We start from the raw sequence: 21,567 nt of genomic DNA on the forward strand, positions 1-21,567 counted from the left end.
GCCGGAGGACAAAAGCACCCGCTTCTTTGCCAACGGCAATTTCTACACACCCGACGGCAAGGCGCGCTTTATTGCCATCCGCCCAACCGCCCAAACCCGCACCAGCCTGGACTACCCGTTGGTGCTCAACACCGGGCGCGTGCGCGACCACTGGCACACCATGACGCGAACCGGCAAGAGCCCGCGCCTGTCGCAGCACATGGCCGAGCCTTTCGTCGAAATTCACCCGGCTGATGCGCAGCACTACGGCATCGGCGATGCCGATATTGTGCGCGTCTCGACAGCTTATGGCGAGGTCGTGGTCCGCGCGCTGGTGACAGGGCGCCAACGCCAAGGCTCTGTGTTCGTGCCGATGCACTGGACCGATCAGTTTTCCGCGCGCGCGCGCGTCGATGCCCTGGTCGCGCCGACGACTGATGCGATTTCAGGCCAGCCGGCTTCAAAGAACGTTGCCGCCCGAATCGAGCGGTTCGCCGCCACGGCCTTCGGCTTCGCGGTGCTTGCGGAACGGCCCGCATCCATCGACGCCGATTATTGGAGCCTCGCCCGCTGCCCCGCCGGCTGGCGCCTTGAAATTGCGCTGCAGGACAGCCGCGACTGGACCGGGTTTGCCGCCGCGCTGTTCGGCCCGGAAGGCGAGGCGCTCGCCTATCACGACATCGCCGGCGGGCACCATCGCTTCGCCCGTTTCGCGGGCGGTCGGCTGGTCGGCGCGCTCTATCTTGCGCCTACCCCGGTAGCGGTGTCGCGCGGCTGGGCGGCCGAACAACTGGGTGCCGACCATGCCGATCGGCCGGCGCGGCTGGCGATCGTCGCCGGGCGGCCTGGCGGCAAGAGCGTCGACCGCGGCGCCATCGTCTGCGCCTGTTTCGGGGTCGGTGCCAACCAGATCGCGGAAGCGGTGCGCGGCGGCTGCACCAGCGTCGCGGCAATCGGCGCCGCCCTTCACGCCGGCACCAATTGCGGCTCCTGCCGCGCCGAGATCAAGACCATTATCGACGGGCGGCGTCTGCAAGCTGCAGAGTGAATGCGCCGAGGAACTCTGCCGCGCCGCTGCATGATGCTTACTAGCAATTTACAAACCATAGGCTACCACCGTTCTGACTTCGATTCGTTCGGAACGGGAGCCCCATGAGTAAAGCCCTGACCTCATTCGCGCTTGCGGCCGTGCTGACGGCTTTGCTGATGGCGCTCAGCCTGGCGGTGGCCAGGCATGGCTATCCCTATGGCGCGATCGGCGCCAAGCGCTTGAGTGACGTCGCCGATGCAGGGGCATTCATTCCGCTCGCGGCGGTCTACTTTTTCAGCGCACTGCTGATGATGGTACTGCCGATCAGGCTTGCCGGCATCGTCCTGACGCATGCCGCCGATGCGATCTTCTGGGCGGTCATCGTGTTGTTCGCGGCCGTCATTGGATGTCTCGCCGCCAGATTTGCTTTCGGTCAACGCGATGTGCTCTCGGCACTGCTGAACTGGCGCTTCCTGTTTGTCGCAGCCGTCGTCGGATGCCATCTCTTCATCAACGAGCTGCGGCGCAACATCCTGTTGAGAAGCCTGTTCTTCGTCATCTTCGCCGCAGCGACACTGGCCTGTTTGTTTTGGTCTTTCACGGTCTGAACAGGTGCGCGGTCGTCCGGAAGGGACGGCCTAGTTCTTGTCGACCGGCTTTGAACGCATCCGCGAAACGGTCTCACGCTCGGCCCGTTTCGAACGCATCGGCGGCAGGCCGCGATCGATCAGGTCCATGTCCTCCAGCACCATGTCGCCCATGCGCTTGAAGGCGATGTCGAGCGCGCCGGCCCGGTGGGCGGAGCGCAGGAACCCCGGCAATGTGCGGACTGGGTGGTCCCGGGCCAGCGGCTCCTCCGGGAAGACATCGCTGGCGGCGACGATATGGCCGCTGCGGCCAGCATTCATCAGCGCCGGAAAATCGACGACGCCGGCCCGGCTGAGCAGGATGAAAGCGGCTCCCTTGCGCATCTTGGAAAAGGCTTCGGCGCCGAGGAAACCCTGGTTCTCGCTGGTCACCGAAGCGACGACGAAGACAAAATCGCTGCTCGACAGAACGTCGTCGAGCGAGGCCGGCTCGACGCCGTTCTCGACCAGGATCGACGGCGGCAGCCACGGGTCGAAGACTTTCGTCCGCGTGCGAAAGCCCGACAGCAGCCGATTGAGCGCACGGCCAAGATCGCCGAAGCCGATAATGCCGACATCCGCGCCGGAAAGAAGCCGCGCCGTCCGGTTGCCGTCGCCGCCCCACAGCTCCTTGCCCTGACGGAAAGCGAGGTCGGCGTCGACGATGTCGCGGGCGAGGTTGAGCGCCATGGCAAGGCCGAGCTCGGCCACCGGCTCGGCAAACACCAGGCCGGTGGTGACGACATGGATGCCGCGCGAAAACAGCGTCTCATACGGCATGTTGTTGATGAGGTTGCTCTCGACATTGAAGACGCAGCGCAGCGCCTTCATTTTCTCCAGCGTCTCCGGCGTGATCGGCGGCTGGCCGACGATGTAGCGGGTCTCGGCAAGCACATCAGCCGGCAAGGCTGTGACACCTTCGGACGATGTTTCGACGATGCGGTATTTCGATCGAAATTTCGCCAGCGCAGCCGGCGTGAAGATCAGGTCGAGTGTGCGTGGATGGGGTGCGCTGATCACCAGCGGCAAGGCGCTGTCGGACATGACATTTTTCCTCCCGTGCGATCCGCGTCGCAGCACATTAGAATCATCTTCTCCCGCTTCGACATCTATCACATGCCTGTCGAGGAGGAGAAGTTTGCCCGCCTTCGGCCTTGCGGTGTGGCGGTCGGTGGTCCAGATAGACGGCGATCGAAGGACGACAAGGAAGACAGCGACATGATCCCGTTTCGAAAGAACCTCATCGATGGCGAGTGGGTGGGCGATGCCGGCTCCCGCAACATCAACCCGTCCAATCTCGACGACGTGGTCGGCGAATATGCGTCGGGGGGCGCCGAGCAGGCCCGGCAGGCCATCGCGGCGGCGAAAGCGGCATTTCCGGCGTGGTCTCGATCGGGCCTGCTGGCACGCCATGCTGTGCTGAGGAAGGCGTCGGACGAGATCACCGCGCGGAAGGATGAAATCGGCCGGGCGTTGGCGCGCGAGGAAGGCAAGACGCTGGTCGAGGGCATCGGCGAGACCGTGCGGGCAGCCCAGATATTCGACTTCTTTGCCGGCGAGACGCTGCGCCTGTCGGGCGAGCTGGTGCCAAGCGTGCGGCCCGGCGTCGGCGTCGAGATCACCCGCGAAGCGGTCGGTGTGGTCGGCATCATCACGCCATGGAATTTCCCGGTCGCCATCCCGGCCTGGAAAATTGCCCCGGCGCTGGCCTACGGCAACACCATCGTCTTCAAGCCGGCGGAACTCGTTCCGGAGAGCGCCTGGACCATTGTCGACATCCTGCACCGCGCCGGCCTGCCTAAGGGCGTGCTCAACCTGGTGATGGGCAAAGGTTCGGTGGTCGGCCAGGCCATGCTCGACAGCCCTGACCTCAACGCCATCACCTTCACCGGCTCGGTCGGCACCGGCAAGCGCGTCGCTGCCGCCAGCGTCGAGCACATGCGCAAGTTTCAGCTCGAAATGGGCGGCAAGAACCCGTTTGTTGTGCTCGACGATGCCGACCTTGCCGTCGCCGTCGATTGCGCCATCAACGGCGCCTACTTCTCGACCGGCCAGCGCTGCACGGCGTCGTCCCGCCTGGTGGTGACGGACGGCATCCATGACCGCTTCGTCGAGGCGCTCAAGGACCGCCTGGGCAAGCTGGTCGTCGGCGACGCTCTCGATGCGAAGACCCAGATCGGACCGGTTGTCGATCAGAGTCAGTTGAAACAGGATGAAGATTATATCGCCATTGGCCGCCAGGAAGGCGCCGATCTCGCCTTCGGTGGTGAGCGGCTCGATCGCGAGACCCGCGGCTTCTATCTGCAACCGGCGCTGTTCACCGAAACCACCAACGCCATGCGCATCTCGCGCGAGGAGATTTTCGGACCGGTCGCCAACGTCATCCGCGTCAAGGATTATGACGAGGCGCTGGCGGTGGCCAACGACACACCGTTCGGGCTGACGTCGGGCATCTGCACATCCAGCCTCAAGCACGCCACGCATTTCAAGCGCAATTCGGAAGCCGGCATGGTCATGGTCAACCTGCCGACAGCGGGCGTCGACTTCCACGTGCCTTTCGGCGGGCGCAAGGGATCGAGCTACGGCCCGCGCGAGCAGGGTCGTTACGCCGCGGAGTTCTACACCACGGTGAAGACCGCTTACACGTTTGCCGGCTAATCAAGGCGGCACTCATCCGGGATCAGCCAGGCAGGCGAGCAAATCGATGGCATCTGAGAATACGGACCTGACCTGGCTTAATCCGCCGCCGCACCACGAGTTCGGCGACGGCACGGTGCATGTGCGGACCGGCAAGGAGACCGACTTCTGGCGCGAGACGTTCTACGGCTTCTGGCGCGACAACGGCCATTTCCTCTATCGTGAGGTCGAGGGCGATTTCAGCGCCGAAGTCACGGTCAAGGGGCACTATGAGGTGCTTTACGACCAAGCCGGGCTTATGGTCCGCCTGAGCGAGACGCACTGGATCAAGGCCGGCATCGAATACACCGACGGGCTGATGTATTTTTCTGTCGTCGTCACCAACGATGCTTCCGACTGGTCGCTGGCCAATATTCCCGCCGACCCGGACGGCGTCAGGATACGCTTGACCCGCCATGCCGAGACGATCCGCGTGCAGTATCTGGATGCATCCGACAAGCAGTGGAAGCCGGTGCGGCTTGCCTATTTCCCGCCATCGAAAACGGTCGATGTCGGCATGATGTGCTGCTCGCCGCAGCGCGAGGGCTTCGAGGTCACATTCAGCGATTTTTCGATCGGCCCGCCGATCTCGCGGCAGCTTCACGACTGAGGCGCCGCGATCCGGTCGGGCGGTTTGCGTCCGGCCGGCCTCAGTAGGTCGCCCGGCCGCCGGAGACGTCGAAGACGGCCGCCGTCGTGAACGAGCATTCCTCGGACGCGATCCAGCAAATCAGCGCCGCCACCTCCTCGACCTCGCCGAACCGCGCCATTGGTATTTTCGATAGCATGAAGTCGATGTGCTGCTGGCTCATCTGCTGGAAGATCGCGGTGCGCACGGCTGCCGGCGTGACGCAGTTCACCGTCACCTTGGTCTTGGCCAGTTCCTTGCCGAGCGACTTGGTCATGCCGATCACCGCGGCCTTGGAGGTGCTGTAGGCCGAGGCGTTCGGGTTACCTTCCTTGCCGGCAATCGAGGCGATGTTGACGATCCTGCCGTAATTGCGTTCGAGCATATGCGGGACCAGCGCCCTGTTGCAGAAGAAGACGCCGTTGATATTGATGTCGATGACCCGGCGCCAATCCTCTACGGAATACTCCCAGGTCGTCATGTTCGGTCCGGTGATGGCAGCGCTGGTGACAAGGACATCGACTGCGCCAATCGCTTCGATCGTCTCTCCGGCGGCGGCTTCGACCGCTATGGGGTCGGCGACGTCTAAGGTGACGCTGTGCAGGCCTGGAACAATGGCCTTGGCCTGCTCGATCTGGGCGGCATCGCGATCCCAGACCGAAACACGCCCGCCTTCCTCAGTGATCCTTTGCGCGACGGCAAGGCCGATGCCTGAGGCGCCGCCGGTAATAACAGCAGACCGTCCGGCAAATCGTCCCGCGAAACTCATCGGCATGTGGTCTTCCTCCCAATCGGCGGCGAATGTGAAGTCAACGGCGGACAAGTTCAAGCGCGGACTTGCAGCCTCCGAACAGCTTCGTGATGGGCCAGCACCAGGCAATTGAACGGCACTGCCTCCTGGCCAAATCGTCTCGTCCGGCATGGGAGAACTGCAGGAACGACTTCGCCCAGTTTGTCATCCGGGTGACATGCAGCGCCGGATGCGCTATATTGCACTGCACAATGCGAGCGCCTGCAGGCGAGGCTCCCATCGATCCAATGAATCGACCCATGAGCGGCCCATGAAATCGGCATTGAGCTGCAAGGGCGGAAAACCGATACCGAGATGAAGATTCCAAAATCTCTGTTGATCGATCCGGACAAGAACACGGTCTATGGCAGCTTTGCCGTTGCAGTCTCGATCTGGGCGTTCTCCTACTCGACCATTTTCGGCCAGGCCATGATCCTGGCCTATTATGCAGTCTGGCTGCCGCTCATCCTGGTCGACTACCGGAAAATATTAAGGCACGCTTCCAGCGCCTGGCTTCCGCTGGCGTTTGCAGCCTATGTCTGCTTCTCGGTGTTCTGGTCGGCAGCTCCCGGCACCACGGCAAGGACGGCCGTGCAATATTGTTCCCATATCGCATGCGCCTACATTGCCGCGCGCACGGTCAGCGTCCGGACCTTGACCATAGGCGCCCTAATAGGGATTTTCGTCGTCCTGCTCTACTCGCTCAAGGTCGCGAGTTATTCCTACGACGTTCTCGACGGGACATACAATTTCGTCGGCGCTTTCAGCTCCAAGAACCAGATCGGCTTTGTCGCATCGCTTGGCATCTATTTCTGCGTTGTCTACCTGGCCTTTCTCAGGCGCGGCCGCATAGGTTTTTTGTTGATTGTACCAATCGTCCTTCTGTCGGGCTATCTGCTGGTCGTGTCGCATTCGGCCACTTCGATGGCATCGACCCCGGCGGTTCTCGCCCTGGTCGCGCTGCTTTCCATGGGCAAGCTGCTTTCGCTCCGCCATCGCCGGGTCATTTTCGTGATCGGTGCAGGCGGGCTGGTCGCCTGCACCGTGATTGCGCTGAATCTCGGGCTAATGGACTTTGTCCTTGGCCTCTTCGGCAAGGATTCGACGCTCACCGGACGAACCTACCTCTGGCAGCAGGGCTGGAATGCCGCGCAGCAATCGCCCATCCTCGGCGTCGGCTACGCGGCGTATTGGGTGCAGGGCTTCTCCGAGGCCGAGCGGCTGTGGAATGAATTCTACATCGCCGCCCGAAGCGGCTTCCACTTCCACAACACCTACATCGAGACCTTGGTGGAACTCGGCTTCGTCGGAGCGACACTGCTGTCGCTGATCATCCTGCGCACGCTCTGGGGGCACGTCTCGGCGCTGATATTCAGGACATGGCAAGCCGAGTCTGTGATTCTCGCAGGCGTCATGGTGCTTTTGTTCATCCGCTCCTTCGTCGAGGTCGAGACCCTCAATCCCTACATCATGGGATCGTTCCTGCTGTATTACAGCTACTTCAAGCTGGTGAAGGTGCCGTCCGTCGCCCGTTCCCGGTGGAGCGCCGCGAACCATCTCGAGGAACCGGACGCCGTGCGAGGCTAGAGCGGGCCGATCCGGGCTGTTCGTCGCCCAAAGGCCGCCTTGTTTTCTGATCCATAAAATACGAAGCCCAAAACCCCGCAGGCCGCCGCCTGCGAGGTGGGTGCTTCGCTCCGGTGGAAAGAAGCTACTGGATGGCCAGGGGCGCCGGTTTGACCTTGATCACGTCCCCGGGCAGCACCGGCGTGTCTTCGTCGGCGGTGATTTCGCTGGTCTTGCCGTCGACCACCCGCACCAGGGAAAACGACATGGCGGCTGGTTCGTTGTTGCCATAGAATTGCGGCATGGGGTTGCCCGACAGGGCTTCGGTCATCAAGCCTTTTTCCATATTCAGCTTCAGCGTCGCTTCGTTGAGGTCGGCTTCCGTCTGTTGCCGGTCGGTCGCGAGGGTGGAGTTCTGGGTGTTCTCCAGATCGATAGCGTCCTGAGTGGCCTTGCTGATCGACTGCTTGGCCGTGAGAATCGCCGTTTCGTAATCCAGTATCTGGCCTTCGAGGTCGGCGATGGTTTGCTGGGAATTCAAAACCCGGGTGTTGACGACCAGGCCTTTTTGCGCCAGCGAGCCGATACCGTTGAGCTGCTCCTTCGCCAGATCGACCTGCTTCTGCTGGTTGACGATCTTTTTCTGCAGCGAATCGATCTCGCTCTGCAGCAGCGCCTTCAAGTCGTCGAGCGCCTGCAAGCGTAGGTTGAGTTTCTTCTGGTCGGCCGCCAGGATCGCCGTCTCATCGGCAACGATGCTGGGCAGCTTCGGATCGTCGGCCACTTCTTTCGGCACTTCGAATGACGGTTTGTTCGCCAGTTCCGCTTCGATGCGGGCGCGCTTGACGATCAGCCTGACCTGTTGGTCTTGAAGTACGTCGAAATTGCCCTTGGCATTGATCAGGTCGCGGTCGTAGCGCTGCCCGCTCTCCGAGTTCCGCCGCGTTCCGCCGGCAATGCTCATCGCTTTCAGCACCGTCAGCCCAGGCACGCAAGGATACTGTCCGGGCGATTGCACCTCGCCAGAAATATAGAACGGCCGGTACTGCGCCATTTCGACGGAGGCCTCGGGCTTGTCAGCCAGGGCGAGCTTACGCTGTAGCGCCTCGCCGAGCGATGCCGCGATCTCCGAGGTCGTCTTGCCGGATGCGGGCATCTCGCCGACGAACGGCACCGACAAGGTTCCTGCCGGCCCGACCGTGTATTCTCCATTGATGGCCGACCAGTCACGGAACGTGCCTTCGACGGTCTGCCATTCCGCTACGCGGATGGTTAGCTTGTCTTGTGCTCCAAGCCGATAGTCATCGGCGAAGGCAAACTGCGGCAGGGCCAGCGACAGGCCGGTCGCCAGCGTGAGGCAAGTCGTCAAAAGTCGTACTCGCCGCATGCGTCTGGAGAGAATGCCGGTGCAAAAGATATCGATTATATCTGCTTTCAACTGAGCGTTTCCGATCTGGTTTGCCCCGCCCGATGCCTGAGTCCCGATGCCTGAGTCCCGGGCTCGAATTCTGGACAGTCGCTCCTCGATGCACGGCCAGCAAGCGGCCGTCAGTAGCAGCCTCGCGACATCCAGACCGCAGGTACGGTCTTGATGATGATGCGAATGTCTTCGAACATCGACCAGTTCTCGACATAGTGTCGATCGAACGCGACGCGGCTGTCGTAGGAAACATCGTTGCGTCCGCTAACCTGCCAGAGCCCGGTCAGGCCGGGGCGCGATTTCAGGTAATAGACGGCCGAATTGCCATAGATCTCCAACTCATCGCGTACCACGGGACGAGGCCCAACCAGGCTCATATCCCCCTGCAGGATGTTGATGATCTGCGGCAACTCATCGAGGCTGAGCTTCCTCAGCACCGCTCCGACGCGCGTGATCCGCGGGTCGTTCTTCAACTTGCGGGTCGCTATCCATTCGGCGTTGGCCTCCGGATTCGCGGCGAGATAGGCAGCAAGCACCCGCTCGCCGTCTGGAACCATAGTGCGGAACTTGAGGCACGGAAAAATCCGTCCTCCGCGGCCGATCCGGCTATGACCATAGAAAATCGGCCCGCCATCGGAAAACCTGACAAGCAGCGCTATCATCACGAACAGCGGGCTGAGAGCGATCAGGCCGATCAGCGAACCGGCAATATCGAAGCTGCGTTTGAGCAGGCCGCCGATCGGCGGCGGAAAATCGACGCCGGCCTGCGAAAAATCCGCGTCGGCCGGCTTGGCTACGTCCCTCATGCGTAAACTCCATACGTTGAACGGATGGTTTAGCGCACGATACCAAAAAAATGCTGCAGCGCAACACACAATTTCCCAGCCGGCTGTAATAGTCGCGTCATGAACTGACTAAATAATGAACTCGTCCTGCACAAAATTTTGCCTTTATGTCGCAAAGGCGACAGATTATGGGCAATTTTGGAAAATCTAGTCCAATTTTGGGGCTGATTTTGGGCGAATCGCTCTTTATACCCGGTTGTGGAGCTTTGCCGTCACTTAGAAGTTAAAAATATCGACTGATGTTATGATAAGATACTGGTCAATATTATAAATCTTACTGGAGCGAGTCGATATCCGTCAATCAGTGGTGATGCCGACGTGTGCATTGCACCATGGCAGAGGCGATCCTGAGGATTCGCTTAAAATTATTCCGTAGCTGCCCTTGCCGCCTATTGCTCGCCTCAATAGAGTTGCAAATTGTTTCTGTCGGAGTATGGACAGATTGGGCAAGGCCGGAAGCAACCGGCCAGAAGCGGGCAACCTAAACAAGCTCGCAGAGTTTAAGGGAGGTGCTCGGGGTGGGCTTGTCGACATTTTTTCCCGAGCCGGTTGATGGGCTATCGGGTATGTCACTGCCAAAGTTCATTATCGGAATGTGTTTTGCGCTGGCGATCGTGGTCGTCTGGTCCTATTTGGGCGGCGCCTCGCTCGGCACGACGCTTTTTCGCGTCATCGGCTGCGCCATAGTCATCCAACTCGGTTATTTTCTGCTGGTCTTTGCCATGGTCGCAAGAAATGCCCCGACCTCGGCCGACAAAATTCGCGACGCAGAACGAAAGCTGAGTTCGAACGAAGCGGCCGAAGGCGAGAAATTAAGCGCCAGGAGAGGCCTTCACTGATTTCGGGCGTTGGCCTCCAGCAACACGCCGCAAGTCGGCATCCCGTTTCTTCATTTCCTCGATGCTCCCGGCCTCCACCAAGCGGCCGCTCTCCATCGCCACGACCTACTCGGCAGTGACTGGTTGGCCAACTGAGCGCGCCAGTGGCTTGATCCGGGCCGTGCAGGAGCGGCTCTGCCAAGCGGCGCCTTTCGGGAGCTATCCCGATTGCGGCTCGCCGCCTGCCCAGCCGCGTCATGACACCCAGCCAAATGAAAAACTGGACGGCGCCGATGATTTTGGCGATGCTTGCTTCGCACTTGCAGCATAGGCATTTGGGCCGATGCATGTCAGACGGGCGGTGAGGCATTGAGCGGGGAGGGCGAGGAAATCCGCAACGATTTCTGCAATCGAGAGGCATGTCCATGACATCATCCCAAGTCTGCGTGATCATCGCTGCCCGTAACGCGGCGCGGACAATCCCGGCTGCCATTGCATCGGCATTGCGCGAGCCGGAGGTTGCGGAAGTCGTCGTCGTCGACGACGCGTCCACCGACGATACCGCGAAAGTCGCCCATGCAGCCGACGACGGCACGGGCCGCCTTTCCGTCATCCGCTTCGACGTCAATCGCGGCCCCTCCTTTGCCCGCAACGCCGCGATAGCCGGTTCCAGGTCGCCGTTCATCAGCATCCTGGACGCTGATGATTTCTTTTTCGAAGGCAGGTTTCACAGACTGTTCGCCAGCACCGATTGGGATTTCGCGGCAGACAACATCATGCTTGTCAGGGATGACGCGGCAACCGACGTCTCGAAAATCGTCGCTCCACCGTTTTCGCCCGAGCCGGAATTCCTCGATTTCGAGGGTTTCATCGACGCCAACATCTCCAGGCGCCGTGTGCAACGAGGGGAACTGGGCTTCCTCAAACCCGTGATCAGCCGCGCCTTCCTCGATCGGCATGAGCTGCGCTACGACGAGAAGCTGCGCCTTGGCGAAGACTATGAACTCTATGCGCGCGCGGTTGCGCATGGCGCGCGCTTCAAGGTCATCAAATCCTGTGGCTACGGCGCGATCGTGCGCGCCGATTCGCTGAGCGGACGGCACAACACCCAGGATCTGAAGCATCTGGCCGATGCCGACCTGGCACTGCTTGCGATCGACAGTTTGCCGGAGGCATCGAAGGCTGCGCTGAGAAGGCACGAGCGGCACATTCGCGACAAATACCGGTTGCGGAAGTTCTTAGACGTGAAGACTGAGCGCGGGCTGGCGCCGGCTGTGGCCTATGCCTTGGCCGGCTCGTCCAACCTCACGGCCGTCGTCCGCGGCGTTGCCTCCGACAAGCTGGATGCGCTGTTTCGCCGCGCTGGCTTCGCCGCTAAGCGTCAGCATGTGCCGCCGCTGCGCTTCCTCATGGCCGGAACCAGCACAGCCGGCGAAAGCTAGGCTCGTCAACGTGGCGATCGCCTTACCTCGGTCGGCTCGCACCATTTCGACGCGATTTATGAGTTTACGATCTAGGTGGTTGCCTATGCGCGCGGGGAATGGCAATCTATGTTGCGGTGCAGCAATTTTGGACGGCCAACCGAACTGGCCCGAGACATCCCCTGTCAGAGGAGCTGGACGATGCGAGAAATGTCTTTTGAACGTGGACGGGCGCCAAGGCCGGTCATCATCTCGACGATGATGGGGCGCTGACTGCATGGCCTCGATCTTTCGCTTCCGATCGAGAGATCCGGCGCGCGACACGCAGACCGACACCGCGCGACTCGATCGCTTGGCGAAGCTGCTGGACCAGATCGCGGCCGAGGTCGAGGCGGAGAAGAACGGACTTGAGAACCGCTACAGGACAACGGCCACCAATGCCGCCTTCCTGGTCGAGGCCATGGAAAACGGGGCGGTCTCCTCCCGCAGGTCTTCCGAAGTTGGCGAACTGACTAGGTCGATCCTGAATTGCGAGCGGCGCATCGCTGCGCTCTCGCGCCAGAAGCAGATGATGAAGGGTCTCCGTCATTCGCTGGATGAAATCTTCGAGGAGGATCGGCAGAACGGCCCAGACACAAGGACCGATTTTGTGAAACCCGCCGGTCCCGGCACAGGTTGAGCGAATATCCCGGAGTCGGCGCAATGGTTTTGGGCACGCTACACGGAGCCTAGGAGCGACAGAGGTCAAGATTAGCTTGTTTCGTCACGGTTCGAACGATCGCTTTGGGGGCGCACAGCACAAAGGTGAGTTTGATATGAACGCAGATCCTAAAAGCACGTCCACCCCGGCAACCGGCGGCACCCCGTTCACGCGCCCGATCCCAGGCAAGCTGCGGCGGCTCCGTTCAGACGGCGCGTTTCTGCTGATCGTTCTCGGCAGCCTGGTTGCGGGCCTGGTGCCCGTCCGCGCCCAGGATCTCCCAACCGCGCCGTCCTTTGTCGATGATTTCACCAGCCTCAGTCGCGCGCGCTGGTACATTTCCGACGGCTGGACGAACGGCAAGCATCAGAACTGCACCTGGTCCAAAAGCCTGATCGGCCTTTCCGACGGCATGCTGACGCTCGGTTTCGAGAAGCGCAAGCTGAAGGATCGCGAATTCGCCTGCGCCGAGATCCAGACCAAGCAGCGCTTCGGCTACGGCACCTACGAGGCGCGGATGAAGACCGACACGGGCTCCGGCGTCAACGCGGCATTCTTCAGCTTCGTCGGCGATGCCGACAAGCAGCCGCATGATGAAATCGACTTCGAGGTGCTGACCAAGGACACGTCCAAGGTCCAGGTCAACGCCTACATAGCCGGCAAGGGCAAGAACGAGAAGCTGGTCGACGTCGCCGGGGGCACCGACAAGGCCTTCAACGACTACGCCTTCGTCTGGGAAAAGGACCGGCTGCGCTGGTACGTCAACGGCAAGCTTGTCCACGAGATCACCGATCCGGCGAAGCTGCCCACCCATTCGCAAAGAATCTATTTCAGCCTGTGGGGCAGCGATACGATGAAGGGCTGGATGGGGCCGTTCTCGGATCCGGGCCGCAAGCTCGCCATGGAAGTGGACCGCGTTGCATTCACCGCACTCGGCCAGCCCTGCCAATTCCCGGAATCGCTGGCATGCAAAACGAACTAGAAGCGCATCTGAACCCGCCGGGCCGAAGGTGGTCCGAGCCCGAAGCTCGAACAGGCCCCGAAGCCTTGAACAGGAATGAAACCGAATGAATTTGACTGTCTTTGGAATCGGCTATGTCGGTCTTGTACAGGCGGCGGTGCTTGCCGAAGTCGGCCATCAGGTGGTCTGCGTCGACATCGATGCAAAAAAGGTCGAGCGGCTCAACCAGGGTCATGTCCCGATCTTCGAGCCTGGGCTCGAAAACATGGTCAAGGAGAACCATGCCGCCGGCCGCATCAAGTTCACCACCGACGCCGCCGCGGCGATCAAGCATGGCCAGATCCAGATGATCGCGGTCGGCACGCCTCCGGGCGAGGATGGTTCGGCAGACCTGAAATATGTGCTGGCCGTCGCCGAGGCCATCGGTCGTGAGATGGACGCGCCCAAGATCGTCGTCGGCAAGTCGACCGTGCCGGTCGGCACCTGCGAAAGGATAAAGGCCAGGATCGCCGAGACGCTGAAGGCGCGCGGGCGCGAGGATCTGGCTTTCGACGTCGCCTCCAATCCGGAATTCCTCAAGGAAGGGTCCGCCGTGAGCGACTGCATGAAGCCCGACCGCATCATCGTCGGCACCAGCAACGAGGACACCGAGGCGGTAATGCGCGAGCTCTATGCGCCATTCAACCGCAACCACGAAAAGATGATCGTGATGGACGTGCGCAGTGCCGAATTCACCAAATACGCGGCCAATTGCATGCTGGCGACCAAGATCAGCTTCATGAACGAAATGGCCAACCTGGCCGAGCAACTGGGCGCCGACATCGAGGAGGTCCGCAAGGGCATCGGCAGCGACCCGCGGATCGGCTACCACTTCATCTATCCGGGCCTCGGCTATGGCGGCTCGTGCTTCCCGAAGGATGTGCGCGCCCTGATCAAGACCGCCGAAGCCATCAAGTTCGACGCCAAGCTGCTGCGTGCAGTGGAGGAGCGCAACAACCAGCAGAAGTCGGTCCTGTTCGAGAAGGTGGACCGCTATTTCAAGGGCAATCTCAAGGGCAAGACCTTTGCGCTGTGGGGCCTGGCCTTCAAGCCCAATACCGACGACATGCGCGAAGCCCCGGCCCGCACGCTGATGGAGGCGCTCTGGGCCGCCGGTGCCAATGTGCAGGCCTACGATCCCGAGGCGATGCAGGAATGCCAGGCAATCTACGGGTTGCGCGACGACCTGCAGCTGTGCGGCACCAAAGAGGCCGCTGTGCGAGGCGCCGACGCGCTCTTGATCGTGACCGAGTGGAAGAGCTTCAGTGCGCCGTCCTTCGATGCATTGAAGGACGCGCTGACCACGCCCGTCATCTTCGACGGACGCAACCTCTACGACCCCAAGGTCATCGCCCGCCACGGCATCGAATACCACAGCATCGGCAGAATGGCGGCGTGACGATAGGGGCGGTCCAGCAAGGAGCCAGGTCCATGAAAGTTCTGTTTGCAGGCGGCAACGGCTACACGCCGCAGTTCAGCGGTGGCGTTCAGTCGAGCACGCACCATCTGGTCGAGCAGCTGCGCGAGCACGGTCATGACGCCTCGGTCCTGGCGGCACTGTTCGGTGATGGCATGTTCGGCTTCAAGGCGCGCGCCAAGATGAAGCTCCTTCGCCAGCGTGCGGTCATCGACAGCTATCCCGGCTATCCGGTCGTGCGGGCATGGTTTCCCTGGGAGGCGGCGCGCTTCGCGGTCGAACGGCTCGATCCCGATGTCGCCGTCGTGCAGTGCCACAAATCGGTGCCGATCGGAAAGGCGCTGCAGGCGCTCGGCGTGCCGCTGGTGGTCTATCTGCGGAACGTCGAATTCCACGAGCTGGCCGGCGACCTGCGCGAATTGCATTCGGCGCTTTATATCGCCAACTCCGAATTCACCGCGCGCACCTATAAGGAAAGGTTCGGCATCGACTCGACCGTGATTCCGCCGACCATCAATCCCGGGCTCTACAGCACCCCGACGACCGGCGAATTCGTCACGCTGATCAACCCTTACAATGAAAAAGGGTTCGAACTCGCCGTGCGCATCGCCGGCCAATGCCCCGAAATCCCGTTTCTGTTCGTCGAAAGCTGGAAGCTCGACGACGACCACCGGGCGCAGATCGAACGGACCATCGCGCCGCTGCGCAACGTCAGGCTGGAAAGCCGTACCAGCGACATGAAGACGGTCTATGGCCGCACCAAGATCCTGCTGGCGCCCAGCAAATGGGAAGAGGCCTGGGGGCGCGTGGCATCCGAGGCCCATTGCAGCGGCATTCCGGTCGTCGGGTCCCGCCGCGGCGGCCTGCCGGAAGCGATCGGCGCCGGCGGCGTTGTACTTGACTATGACGCACCGCTCGACGACTGGGTCGCCGCGGTCAGGCGGCTATGGAGCGACAAGGCCGAGTACGACAGGCTGTCGGCGGCGGCGCAGCTGTTTTCGGAGCGGCCGCAAATGAATCCAGACATTCAGTTCGCGACCTTCCTCGGCGTTCTCGACAACGCCAGGCAAGGCGCGCTGGAGCATGCCGCCTGATGCATTTCGTCCAAAACCATACACGTTGCCCAAAAGCCGGCTCTCGCGCCTGACCGGGGTGGGAGCTGCTTTGGGACAACGGCACGCACAACACCAGACGCTTGGGGCGCCTCGCACGGCGGCGACGGGCTTCAGCCCTCATCCGCGCGAGCAGATCGCCGACCGGCCTCGAAAGATCGTCCATTCGATGAAGATTTGCTTCGTAGTTGATAAGTTCCCCTCTTTGTCGGAGACCTTCGTCCTCGACCAGATAGAAGGGTGCCTCGAGCGCGGCATGCAAGTCGGCGTCGTCTGCAACGAGACGTCGTTCGGCAAGGACAGCAACATCGACGATCGCCGCTGGCAGGCGCTGCCTGGCAAGGTCGTCTGCTGGTGGGGCGGACTGGGGCGCTTTCGCCCGACGCTCAGGAGATGGTCGGGCAGGTTCTGGGATAAGCTCTCGACCGTTATCGACATCGCCTTTGCGCGCAAATTGCAGAACGCCGATGTGATCGTCGCGCATTTCGGCAATAACGGCATGCGCGTTGCCCGCGCCATGAAACGAGGCCGGATTTCCGCTCCTTTGGTAACCATATTCCACGGCCGCGATGTCGGCGAACCGCTGCATGACGACACGCTCACGCGCTACAAGGTTGTTTTCGAAAAGGGCGTTCTCCAGCTGCCGGTGAACGCGTTTTTCCGCGACGCCCTGATCGGCGTCGGCGCGCCTGCCGCGCAAGTCATGGTTCACCATATGGGCGTGCGGCCGGGCGAGATCAGCTATCATTGGCGTTCCTGGGACCGGGACACGCTGTCCTTCATCTCGGTCTGCCGGCTGACCGAAAAGAAGGGCATCGAATTCGCCCTGCGCGCCCTCGCCGGCCTTCCGCGGCGCGACTGGGTCTATACGGTGATTGGCGGCGGCGAATTGCTGGAAGAGTTGAAGAAGCTCGCCGCAAATCTCGGCGTTGCCGACCGGGTGACTTTCCTCGGGCCGCGCCCGCACGCCGAGGTCAAGCAGCGCCTGCGCGATGCCCACGTATTCCTGCTGCCCAGCGTTGCTGCACAGGACGGCGATCTCGAGGGTATTCCGGTGGCGCTGATGGAAGCTATGGCCGCCGGGCTGATTGTTGTCAGCACCTATCACTCGGGCATCCCCGAGTTGATCGAGGATCAGGAGACAGGCTTCCTCGCACCGGAGCGAGACGTTGCGGCGTTGGCCCGCAAGCTTGTCTGGGTGGCCGAGAACCCGGACAAATGCGAGCGCATCGCACGTGCGGCGCGCCGCAAGATCGAGCAGGATTTCAACGCGGACCTGCTCAACGAACGTTTTGCGCAGATCGTTGCTCAACTCGCCGAAGCCAGGCGCCCGGCATGAACGCCAACCCGCCCCCCCAGTTCGGTCGCGTCGCTCTGCGCGGCGGCGTGGTGACGATCGGCGCGCAAGGCTTCAAGATGGCGATCCAGTTTCTCTCGGTCATCGTGCTTGCGCGTCTGCTGGTCCCCGAGGATTTTGGTCTCGTGGCTTCCGTCGGGCCGATCGTGGCCTTTGTCGGATTGCTTCAAAACCTAGGCCTGCAGCAGGCTGTGGTCCAGCGCAAGGACATCAGCACCGAACAGCTCAACCAGGTATTCTGGATCAGTGCGCTGGTTGGGCTGGGCAGTGCCGTGGTGGTGGCATGCCTGGCGCCCGCCATCGCCGCCTTCTACGGCGATCAACGCATGGTCGGGATCACCATCGGCTCTGCCTTGCCGCTGCTTCTTGGCAGCCTCGCCGCGGTGCCGCTGGCGCTGATGAACCGTCATTTGCGCTTTGGCCAGCTCGCGCTGAACGATGTGATAACCGCCGCTGCCGGACTTGCGACTACCGCAATCGCCGCCTATGCGGGACTGGGCTACTGGTCGCTGGTCATCGGCCCGGCGGTTTCGGCTGTTGTCGCGCTGGCCGCGGCATGGCAGGTGGCGCGCTGGACGCCGTCGCGGCCGGACCTGAAGGTCGATACCGACATATTGTCCTTCGGCGCCAATCTGACCGGCTTCAATCTGGCCAACTTCTTCTCGCGCAATCTCGACAACATCCTGATCGGAAAATATTCGGGCGCGATCGAACTCGGCTACTATGACCGCGCCTATAAGCTCCTGCTGTTTCCGCTGCAGAACATCAACCAGCCGCTGACACGCGTGATGGTGCCGCTGCTGAGCCGCATCCATGAGGACAAGGCGCGGTTTCGCGACATCTATGTGCGGACCAATTGGATGCTGGCGGCCATCACCATGCCCGGCATCGCGGCGCTGACGCTGACGTCGGACCAGGTCGTCGGGCTTCTCTTCGGCGAGCGCTGGACAGCGGTGGCGCCGATCTTCGCCTGGCTGGGCATCGCCAGCCTGATCCAGTCCGTCTCAAGCACCACCGGATGGATATTCATCTGCCAGGGCAAGACCAAGACCATGTTCCACTGGGGCATCTACTCGTCGCTGACGACGGTCGCCGCCTTCATCATCGGCCTGCACTGGGGCGCCGTCGGTGTCGCCGCGGCCTACGCGATCAGCGGCTATATGCTGCGCGTCCCGGTGCTTGCCGTTCTTGTCCATCGGGTCGGTCCGGTGACCGCAGCCGACTTCCTGATCATGCAGGGGCTTTTCATAATGTCGTCGCTGCTTGCCTGGTCCGTCTACCGGGAGTTGCCCGTATCACTGACCGGCCAGTCAGACCTGCTCGCGGTGGTCCTGGCGGTTGCCCTCAATTATTCGATCGGCCTGATCCTCATGCTTGCCCTTCGCCAGTCGCGCAGTGCGTTGTTCACCACGCTTTCCAGCGCCATGCGCAACGCCCGCTAGGCAGGCAATAACCGGCCTCAAAAGCTCACCTGCCGACATCGCCGACGCATGCTCCTCAAGCACTGCCTGAAGGCTCGTCCTGCGATAGAGGTCGAGATGGGCGGTAAGTCTGCCGAGCTTCTCGCTCGCTTCCTCGGGCGTTACCGTGTCGATGTCGAGCAGCAGGTCGGCGACGCCGATCCGCTTGGCGAGTTCCTTGGTCTTGAATTCATAGGCGATCGGCAGCACCGGCGTGCCGACGCAGAGCGACATGATCATCATGTGCATGCGCGTCGCGACGACGAAGTCGAAGCCTTTCACCAGGGCCATCAGTTGCTCCGGCGTGTGGAACGAAGCGTCCACGCTCACATGCTTGGCGATCTCCGGATCGAGTTCGGCAACGATCGCCCGCGCCGTCTTGGAATCGTCATGGGCGTATTCCGGCACGCCCTGGCAGGTAGAGACGAAGGTCACCTGCTTGGCGTGGTCCCTGACCAGGATGGTCGCAATCTCGCGGATCGAGTCGATGTAGCGGCGCATGCCGCCCTCGCCGTCGCTGACATAGTTCCAGTGACGGACGGAAATGGCGACGCGGCCGGTGACAGTCGCCGACTGGCCGGAGGCCAGAAAACTTCCGATCCTGTCGGTATCGGCCAGCGCAAAGACGGCGTCGGCCACGACGTGGCATTTGCCGGGGTCTTTCACCATGTCCACAATGTGGCCTCTCGAACGTTCATCGCGCAGCAGGATGAGCGGGCTCCGGTCGAAGATCGGGCTCAACTCCTGGCGATTGTAACTTTTGTTGAACGGGCCGAGCGATTGCGTGAAGAAGACCGGGTCCTTGCCCAGAATCGCGTCGATCCGGAATTGATTGAGGCGCCGTTCCAGATTGTAGGTCTCGACGAGATAGGTTCCGCCTGTCGTGACCACGAGGTCGGCGTCTTTGTAGATCTCGAGACCACGGCGATTGCTTGAGCTGAACAAACGCCCGAGAACGCCGCGGATGCCGAACCGCCGCAGGGCATTGAGTACGAGCCGATTGTAGATCGGCTTGAACAGGTTCTTCAGCCCACTGCCGTATTTGTAGCGGAACAGCGATTCCGACAGCAGCTTGTGGAATTCGAGATCTGGATACTCCTTCTTCGTGTAGAGCCTCGCCGCCACCTCCGGCTGGCTGTCGAAGACGTAGAACTGGATATCGTCCTGCACGATCGTCTTGAAAACATGGCGAATCGCCAGGAGAATCGCTGCGTCTCCGGTATTCAGGCAGACGGTGTTTTCAACCGCGATCTTCATTGAATGACCTCATTTCGTGAGTAGTCCCGCGGTTCGGTCGACGGATGCCGAGGTGCGGGTTGGCCGAAAATGCTGCACGCCAAGGATGGTCCTCGCGTCGTGATTATTGGCGCGCAGCCCAATGGCAGGGCCAACGCGCGGTCCATGCGGCCCAAGCAGAGCGAGATTAACCCATCGATTTTGCAGTGCAACAAAAAATGTGGATCTTTGCTACGCTGCAACCAAAAATGTTGCGATGCAGCAAGAGCTGTACTAGCATTGTCGCGGGCGGGCCAACAGCGGTCGAGTTTTCATGCTGCATGTCTTGTACTTGGTACACGACGTCTCCGACCCGGCAGTGCGCCGGCGGATCATAATGCTCAAGGCAGGCGGCGCCCAGGTTACGCTGGCGGGCTTTCGTCGAACGGCAAGCGCGGTTGCTGATGTCGAGGGCTTGCAGCCGATCGATCTCGGCCCGACGCGTGATGGCCGATTCGCCCAGCGTCTGGCGGCGATCATGAAGGCGGTGGTCTCGACCGGCTCCAAGCTGGGTTCAATGCAACGGCCCGACCTCATTATCGCGCGCAATTTGGAAATGCTGGCGCTTGCCCGGCGGGCCAGGTCGGCTTTCCAGGCAACGGTGCCGATTGTCTACGAGTGCCTCGACATCCATCGTCTGCTGCTTCGCGACGATCCGCTGGGCTGGGCGATGCGCGGCGCAGAACGCTTCCTGGCCAGGGATGTGAAGCTTCTGGTGACCAGCTCTCCGGCCTTCATCGCCAATTATTTCAAGCCGTTCGGACAGATTGCCGCGCCGGTCGAACTGCTCGAAAACAAGTATTTCGAGCCAGCCGCGGCTTCCCTGGATGACCGCATGACGGAGGAGAATCCTGTTGCGCCGCCTTGGCGAATCGGCTGGTTCGGGGCGCTCCGCTGCCGCCGCTCCCTGGAGCTTCTGGCCGAATTTTCGCGCCGCCTCGACGGCCGCTTCGAAATCGTCCTCAGAGGCCGCCCGGCGTTGTCCGAATTTCCCGATTTCCACGGTTTTGTTGAATCGGAACCCTGGCTCTCGTTTGGCGGACCCTATCGCAATCCGGAGGATATGGCGGCGATCTACCGCGAGGTTCACTTTTCCTGGGCCATCGACTTTTTTGAGCAGGGCCTGAATTCCGAATGGCTGCTGCCCAACCGTCTCTATGAGGGCTGCCGCTTCGGAGCCGTGCCGATCTCGATGGGCAACACCGAGACCGGCCGGTTCCTCGATCGGCAAGGCATCGGCGTTCTTTTGCCAGAAGCCACGCCCGAGGCGCTCGAAGCTGCCCTCGGCACCATGGAGCAGCATCGGTTCGAGACATTGAGGGCACGTGTTCTCGCCCGCAATCCGCGCACCTGGAGCTACGACCGCGCCGATTGCCGGGCGCTCGTCGAAAAACTCCGCGGCCTTGCCGCGGCGCCCGGTCCATATGCTGCCGAAGCATTGGCATAG

The 21,567-nt window shown here is 61.6% G+C and carries 18 protein-coding genes and 1 pseudogene; 14 read left to right on the forward strand and 5 right to left on the reverse strand.

Annotated features, from left to right (window positions below):
• The coding region (locus NKH63_RS13730) for a molybdopterin dinucleotide binding domain-containing protein (protein WP_352917959.1) at positions 1–1,027 on the forward strand (1,027 nt) is incomplete at its 5' end.
• A 104-nt stretch (positions 1,028–1,131) separates the two neighbouring features.
• Positions 1,132–1,617, forward strand: a complete 486-nt coding sequence (locus NKH63_RS13735) for a hypothetical protein (RefSeq protein ID WP_352917961.1) — start codon at positions 1,132–1,134, stop codon at positions 1,615–1,617.
• 30 nt (positions 1,618–1,647) lie between these two features.
• Here NKH63_RS13735 and NKH63_RS13740 read toward each other — a convergent pair whose 3' ends face one another.
• Complete coding sequence (locus NKH63_RS13740; protein ID WP_352917962.1) at positions 1,648–2,679, reverse strand: hydroxyacid dehydrogenase; 1,032 nt, start codon at positions 2,677–2,679, stop codon at positions 1,648–1,650.
• A 177-nt stretch (positions 2,680–2,856) separates the two neighbouring features.
• Here NKH63_RS13740 and NKH63_RS13745 point away from each other — a divergent pair, with 177 nt between their 5' ends.
• Positions 2,857–4,293: an aldehyde dehydrogenase family protein gene (locus tag NKH63_RS13745; protein ID WP_352918059.1), complete on the forward strand. Its 1,437-nt coding sequence runs from the start codon at positions 2,857–2,859 to the stop codon at positions 4,291–4,293.
• 46 nt (positions 4,294–4,339) lie between these two features.
• Positions 4,340–4,921 (forward strand): DUF1349 domain-containing protein, encoded by a 582-nt coding sequence (locus NKH63_RS13750; RefSeq protein WP_352917964.1) that lies wholly within the window; start codon positions 4,340–4,342, stop codon positions 4,919–4,921.
• Between the two features lie 40 nt (positions 4,922–4,961).
• On the opposite strand, the gene NKH63_RS13755 is transcribed toward NKH63_RS13750, so the two are convergent.
• Positions 4,962–5,714 carry an SDR family NAD(P)-dependent oxidoreductase gene (locus NKH63_RS13755; RefSeq protein WP_352917965.1) on the reverse strand — a complete coding sequence of 251 codons (753 nt, stop codon included), beginning with the start codon at positions 5,712–5,714 and terminating at the stop codon, positions 4,962–4,964.
• Between the two features lie 330 nt (positions 5,715–6,044).
• Between NKH63_RS13755 and NKH63_RS13760 the strand changes: the two genes are divergently transcribed.
• The gene (locus tag NKH63_RS13760; protein WP_352790656.1) at positions 6,045–7,316 is read left to right on the forward strand and encodes an O-antigen ligase family protein; all 1,272 of its coding nucleotides are present in this window, start codon (positions 6,045–6,047) and stop codon (positions 7,314–7,316) included.
• A gap of 124 nt (positions 7,317–7,440) precedes the next feature.
• Here the strand turns inward: NKH63_RS13760 and NKH63_RS13765 are convergent, their stop codons facing one another.
• Complete coding sequence (locus NKH63_RS13765; protein WP_084642532.1) at positions 7,441–8,664, reverse strand: polysaccharide biosynthesis/export family protein; 1,224 nt, start codon at positions 8,662–8,664, stop codon at positions 7,441–7,443.
• Between the two features lie 179 nt (positions 8,665–8,843).
• On the reverse strand, positions 8,844–9,521 hold the full coding sequence (locus tag NKH63_RS13770; protein WP_292659405.1) for a sugar transferase: 678 nt from the start codon (positions 9,519–9,521) through the stop codon (positions 8,844–8,846).
• A 557-nt stretch (positions 9,522–10,078) separates the two neighbouring features.
• Between NKH63_RS13770 and NKH63_RS13775 the strand changes: the two genes are divergently transcribed.
• The 8 genes from NKH63_RS13775 (at position 10,079) to NKH63_RS13810 (ending at position 18,827) form a co-directional block, all read left to right on the forward strand.
• Positions 10,079–10,399, forward strand: a complete 321-nt coding sequence (locus NKH63_RS13775; protein WP_352790654.1) for an exopolysaccharide production repressor protein — start codon at positions 10,079–10,081, stop codon at positions 10,397–10,399.
• 398 nt (positions 10,400–10,797) lie between these two features.
• Positions 10,798–11,820, forward strand: a complete 1,023-nt coding sequence (locus tag NKH63_RS13780; protein WP_352483969.1) for a glycosyltransferase family 2 protein — start codon at positions 10,798–10,800, stop codon at positions 11,818–11,820.
• A gap of 256 nt (positions 11,821–12,076) precedes the next feature.
• Positions 12,077–12,478: a hypothetical protein gene (locus NKH63_RS13785; protein WP_352917966.1), complete on the forward strand. Its 402-nt coding sequence runs from the start codon at positions 12,077–12,079 to the stop codon at positions 12,476–12,478.
• Between the two features lie 136 nt (positions 12,479–12,614).
• Entirely contained in the window at positions 12,615–13,481 is an 867-nt protein-coding gene (gene exoK, locus NKH63_RS13790; RefSeq protein WP_352917967.1) for an endo-1,3-1,4-beta-glycanase ExoK, read from the forward strand.
• Between the two features lie 85 nt (positions 13,482–13,566).
• Positions 13,567–14,898 carry a UDP-glucose dehydrogenase family protein gene (locus tag NKH63_RS13795; RefSeq protein ID WP_352917968.1) on the forward strand — a complete coding sequence of 444 codons (1,332 nt, stop codon included), beginning with the start codon at positions 13,567–13,569 and terminating at the stop codon, positions 14,896–14,898.
• 32 nt (positions 14,899–14,930) lie between these two features.
• Positions 14,931–16,010, forward strand: a complete 1,080-nt coding sequence (locus NKH63_RS13800; protein ID WP_023717986.1) for a glycosyltransferase — start codon at positions 14,931–14,933, stop codon at positions 16,008–16,010.
• Positions 16,011–16,197: 187 nt separating this feature from the next.
• On the forward strand, positions 16,198–17,367 hold the full coding sequence (locus NKH63_RS13805) for a glycosyltransferase (protein WP_352917969.1): 1,170 nt from the start codon (positions 16,198–16,200) through the stop codon (positions 17,365–17,367).
• A complete protein-coding gene (locus NKH63_RS13810) occupies positions 17,364–18,827 on the forward strand; it encodes a lipopolysaccharide biosynthesis protein (protein WP_023717984.1) in 1,464 nt (487 codons plus the stop codon). The genes NKH63_RS13805 and NKH63_RS13810 overlap by 4 nt, the downstream gene beginning before the upstream one ends.
• 222 nt (positions 18,828–19,049) lie before the next feature.
• Here the strand turns inward: NKH63_RS13810 and NKH63_RS13815 are convergent.
• A pseudogene (locus NKH63_RS13815) lies at positions 19,050–20,102 on the reverse strand (polysaccharide pyruvyl transferase family protein); the annotation flags it as partial.
• 292 nt (positions 20,103–20,394) lie between these two features.
• On the opposite strand from NKH63_RS13815, the gene NKH63_RS13820 reads away from it, so the two are divergent.
• A complete protein-coding gene (locus NKH63_RS13820; protein ID WP_023717982.1) occupies positions 20,395–21,567 on the forward strand; it encodes a glycosyltransferase family protein in 1,173 nt (390 codons plus the stop codon).

The organism is Mesorhizobium sp. M0960 (assembly GCF_040319055.1).
GTDB lineage: Bacteria > Pseudomonadota > Alphaproteobacteria > Rhizobiales > Rhizobiaceae > Mesorhizobium.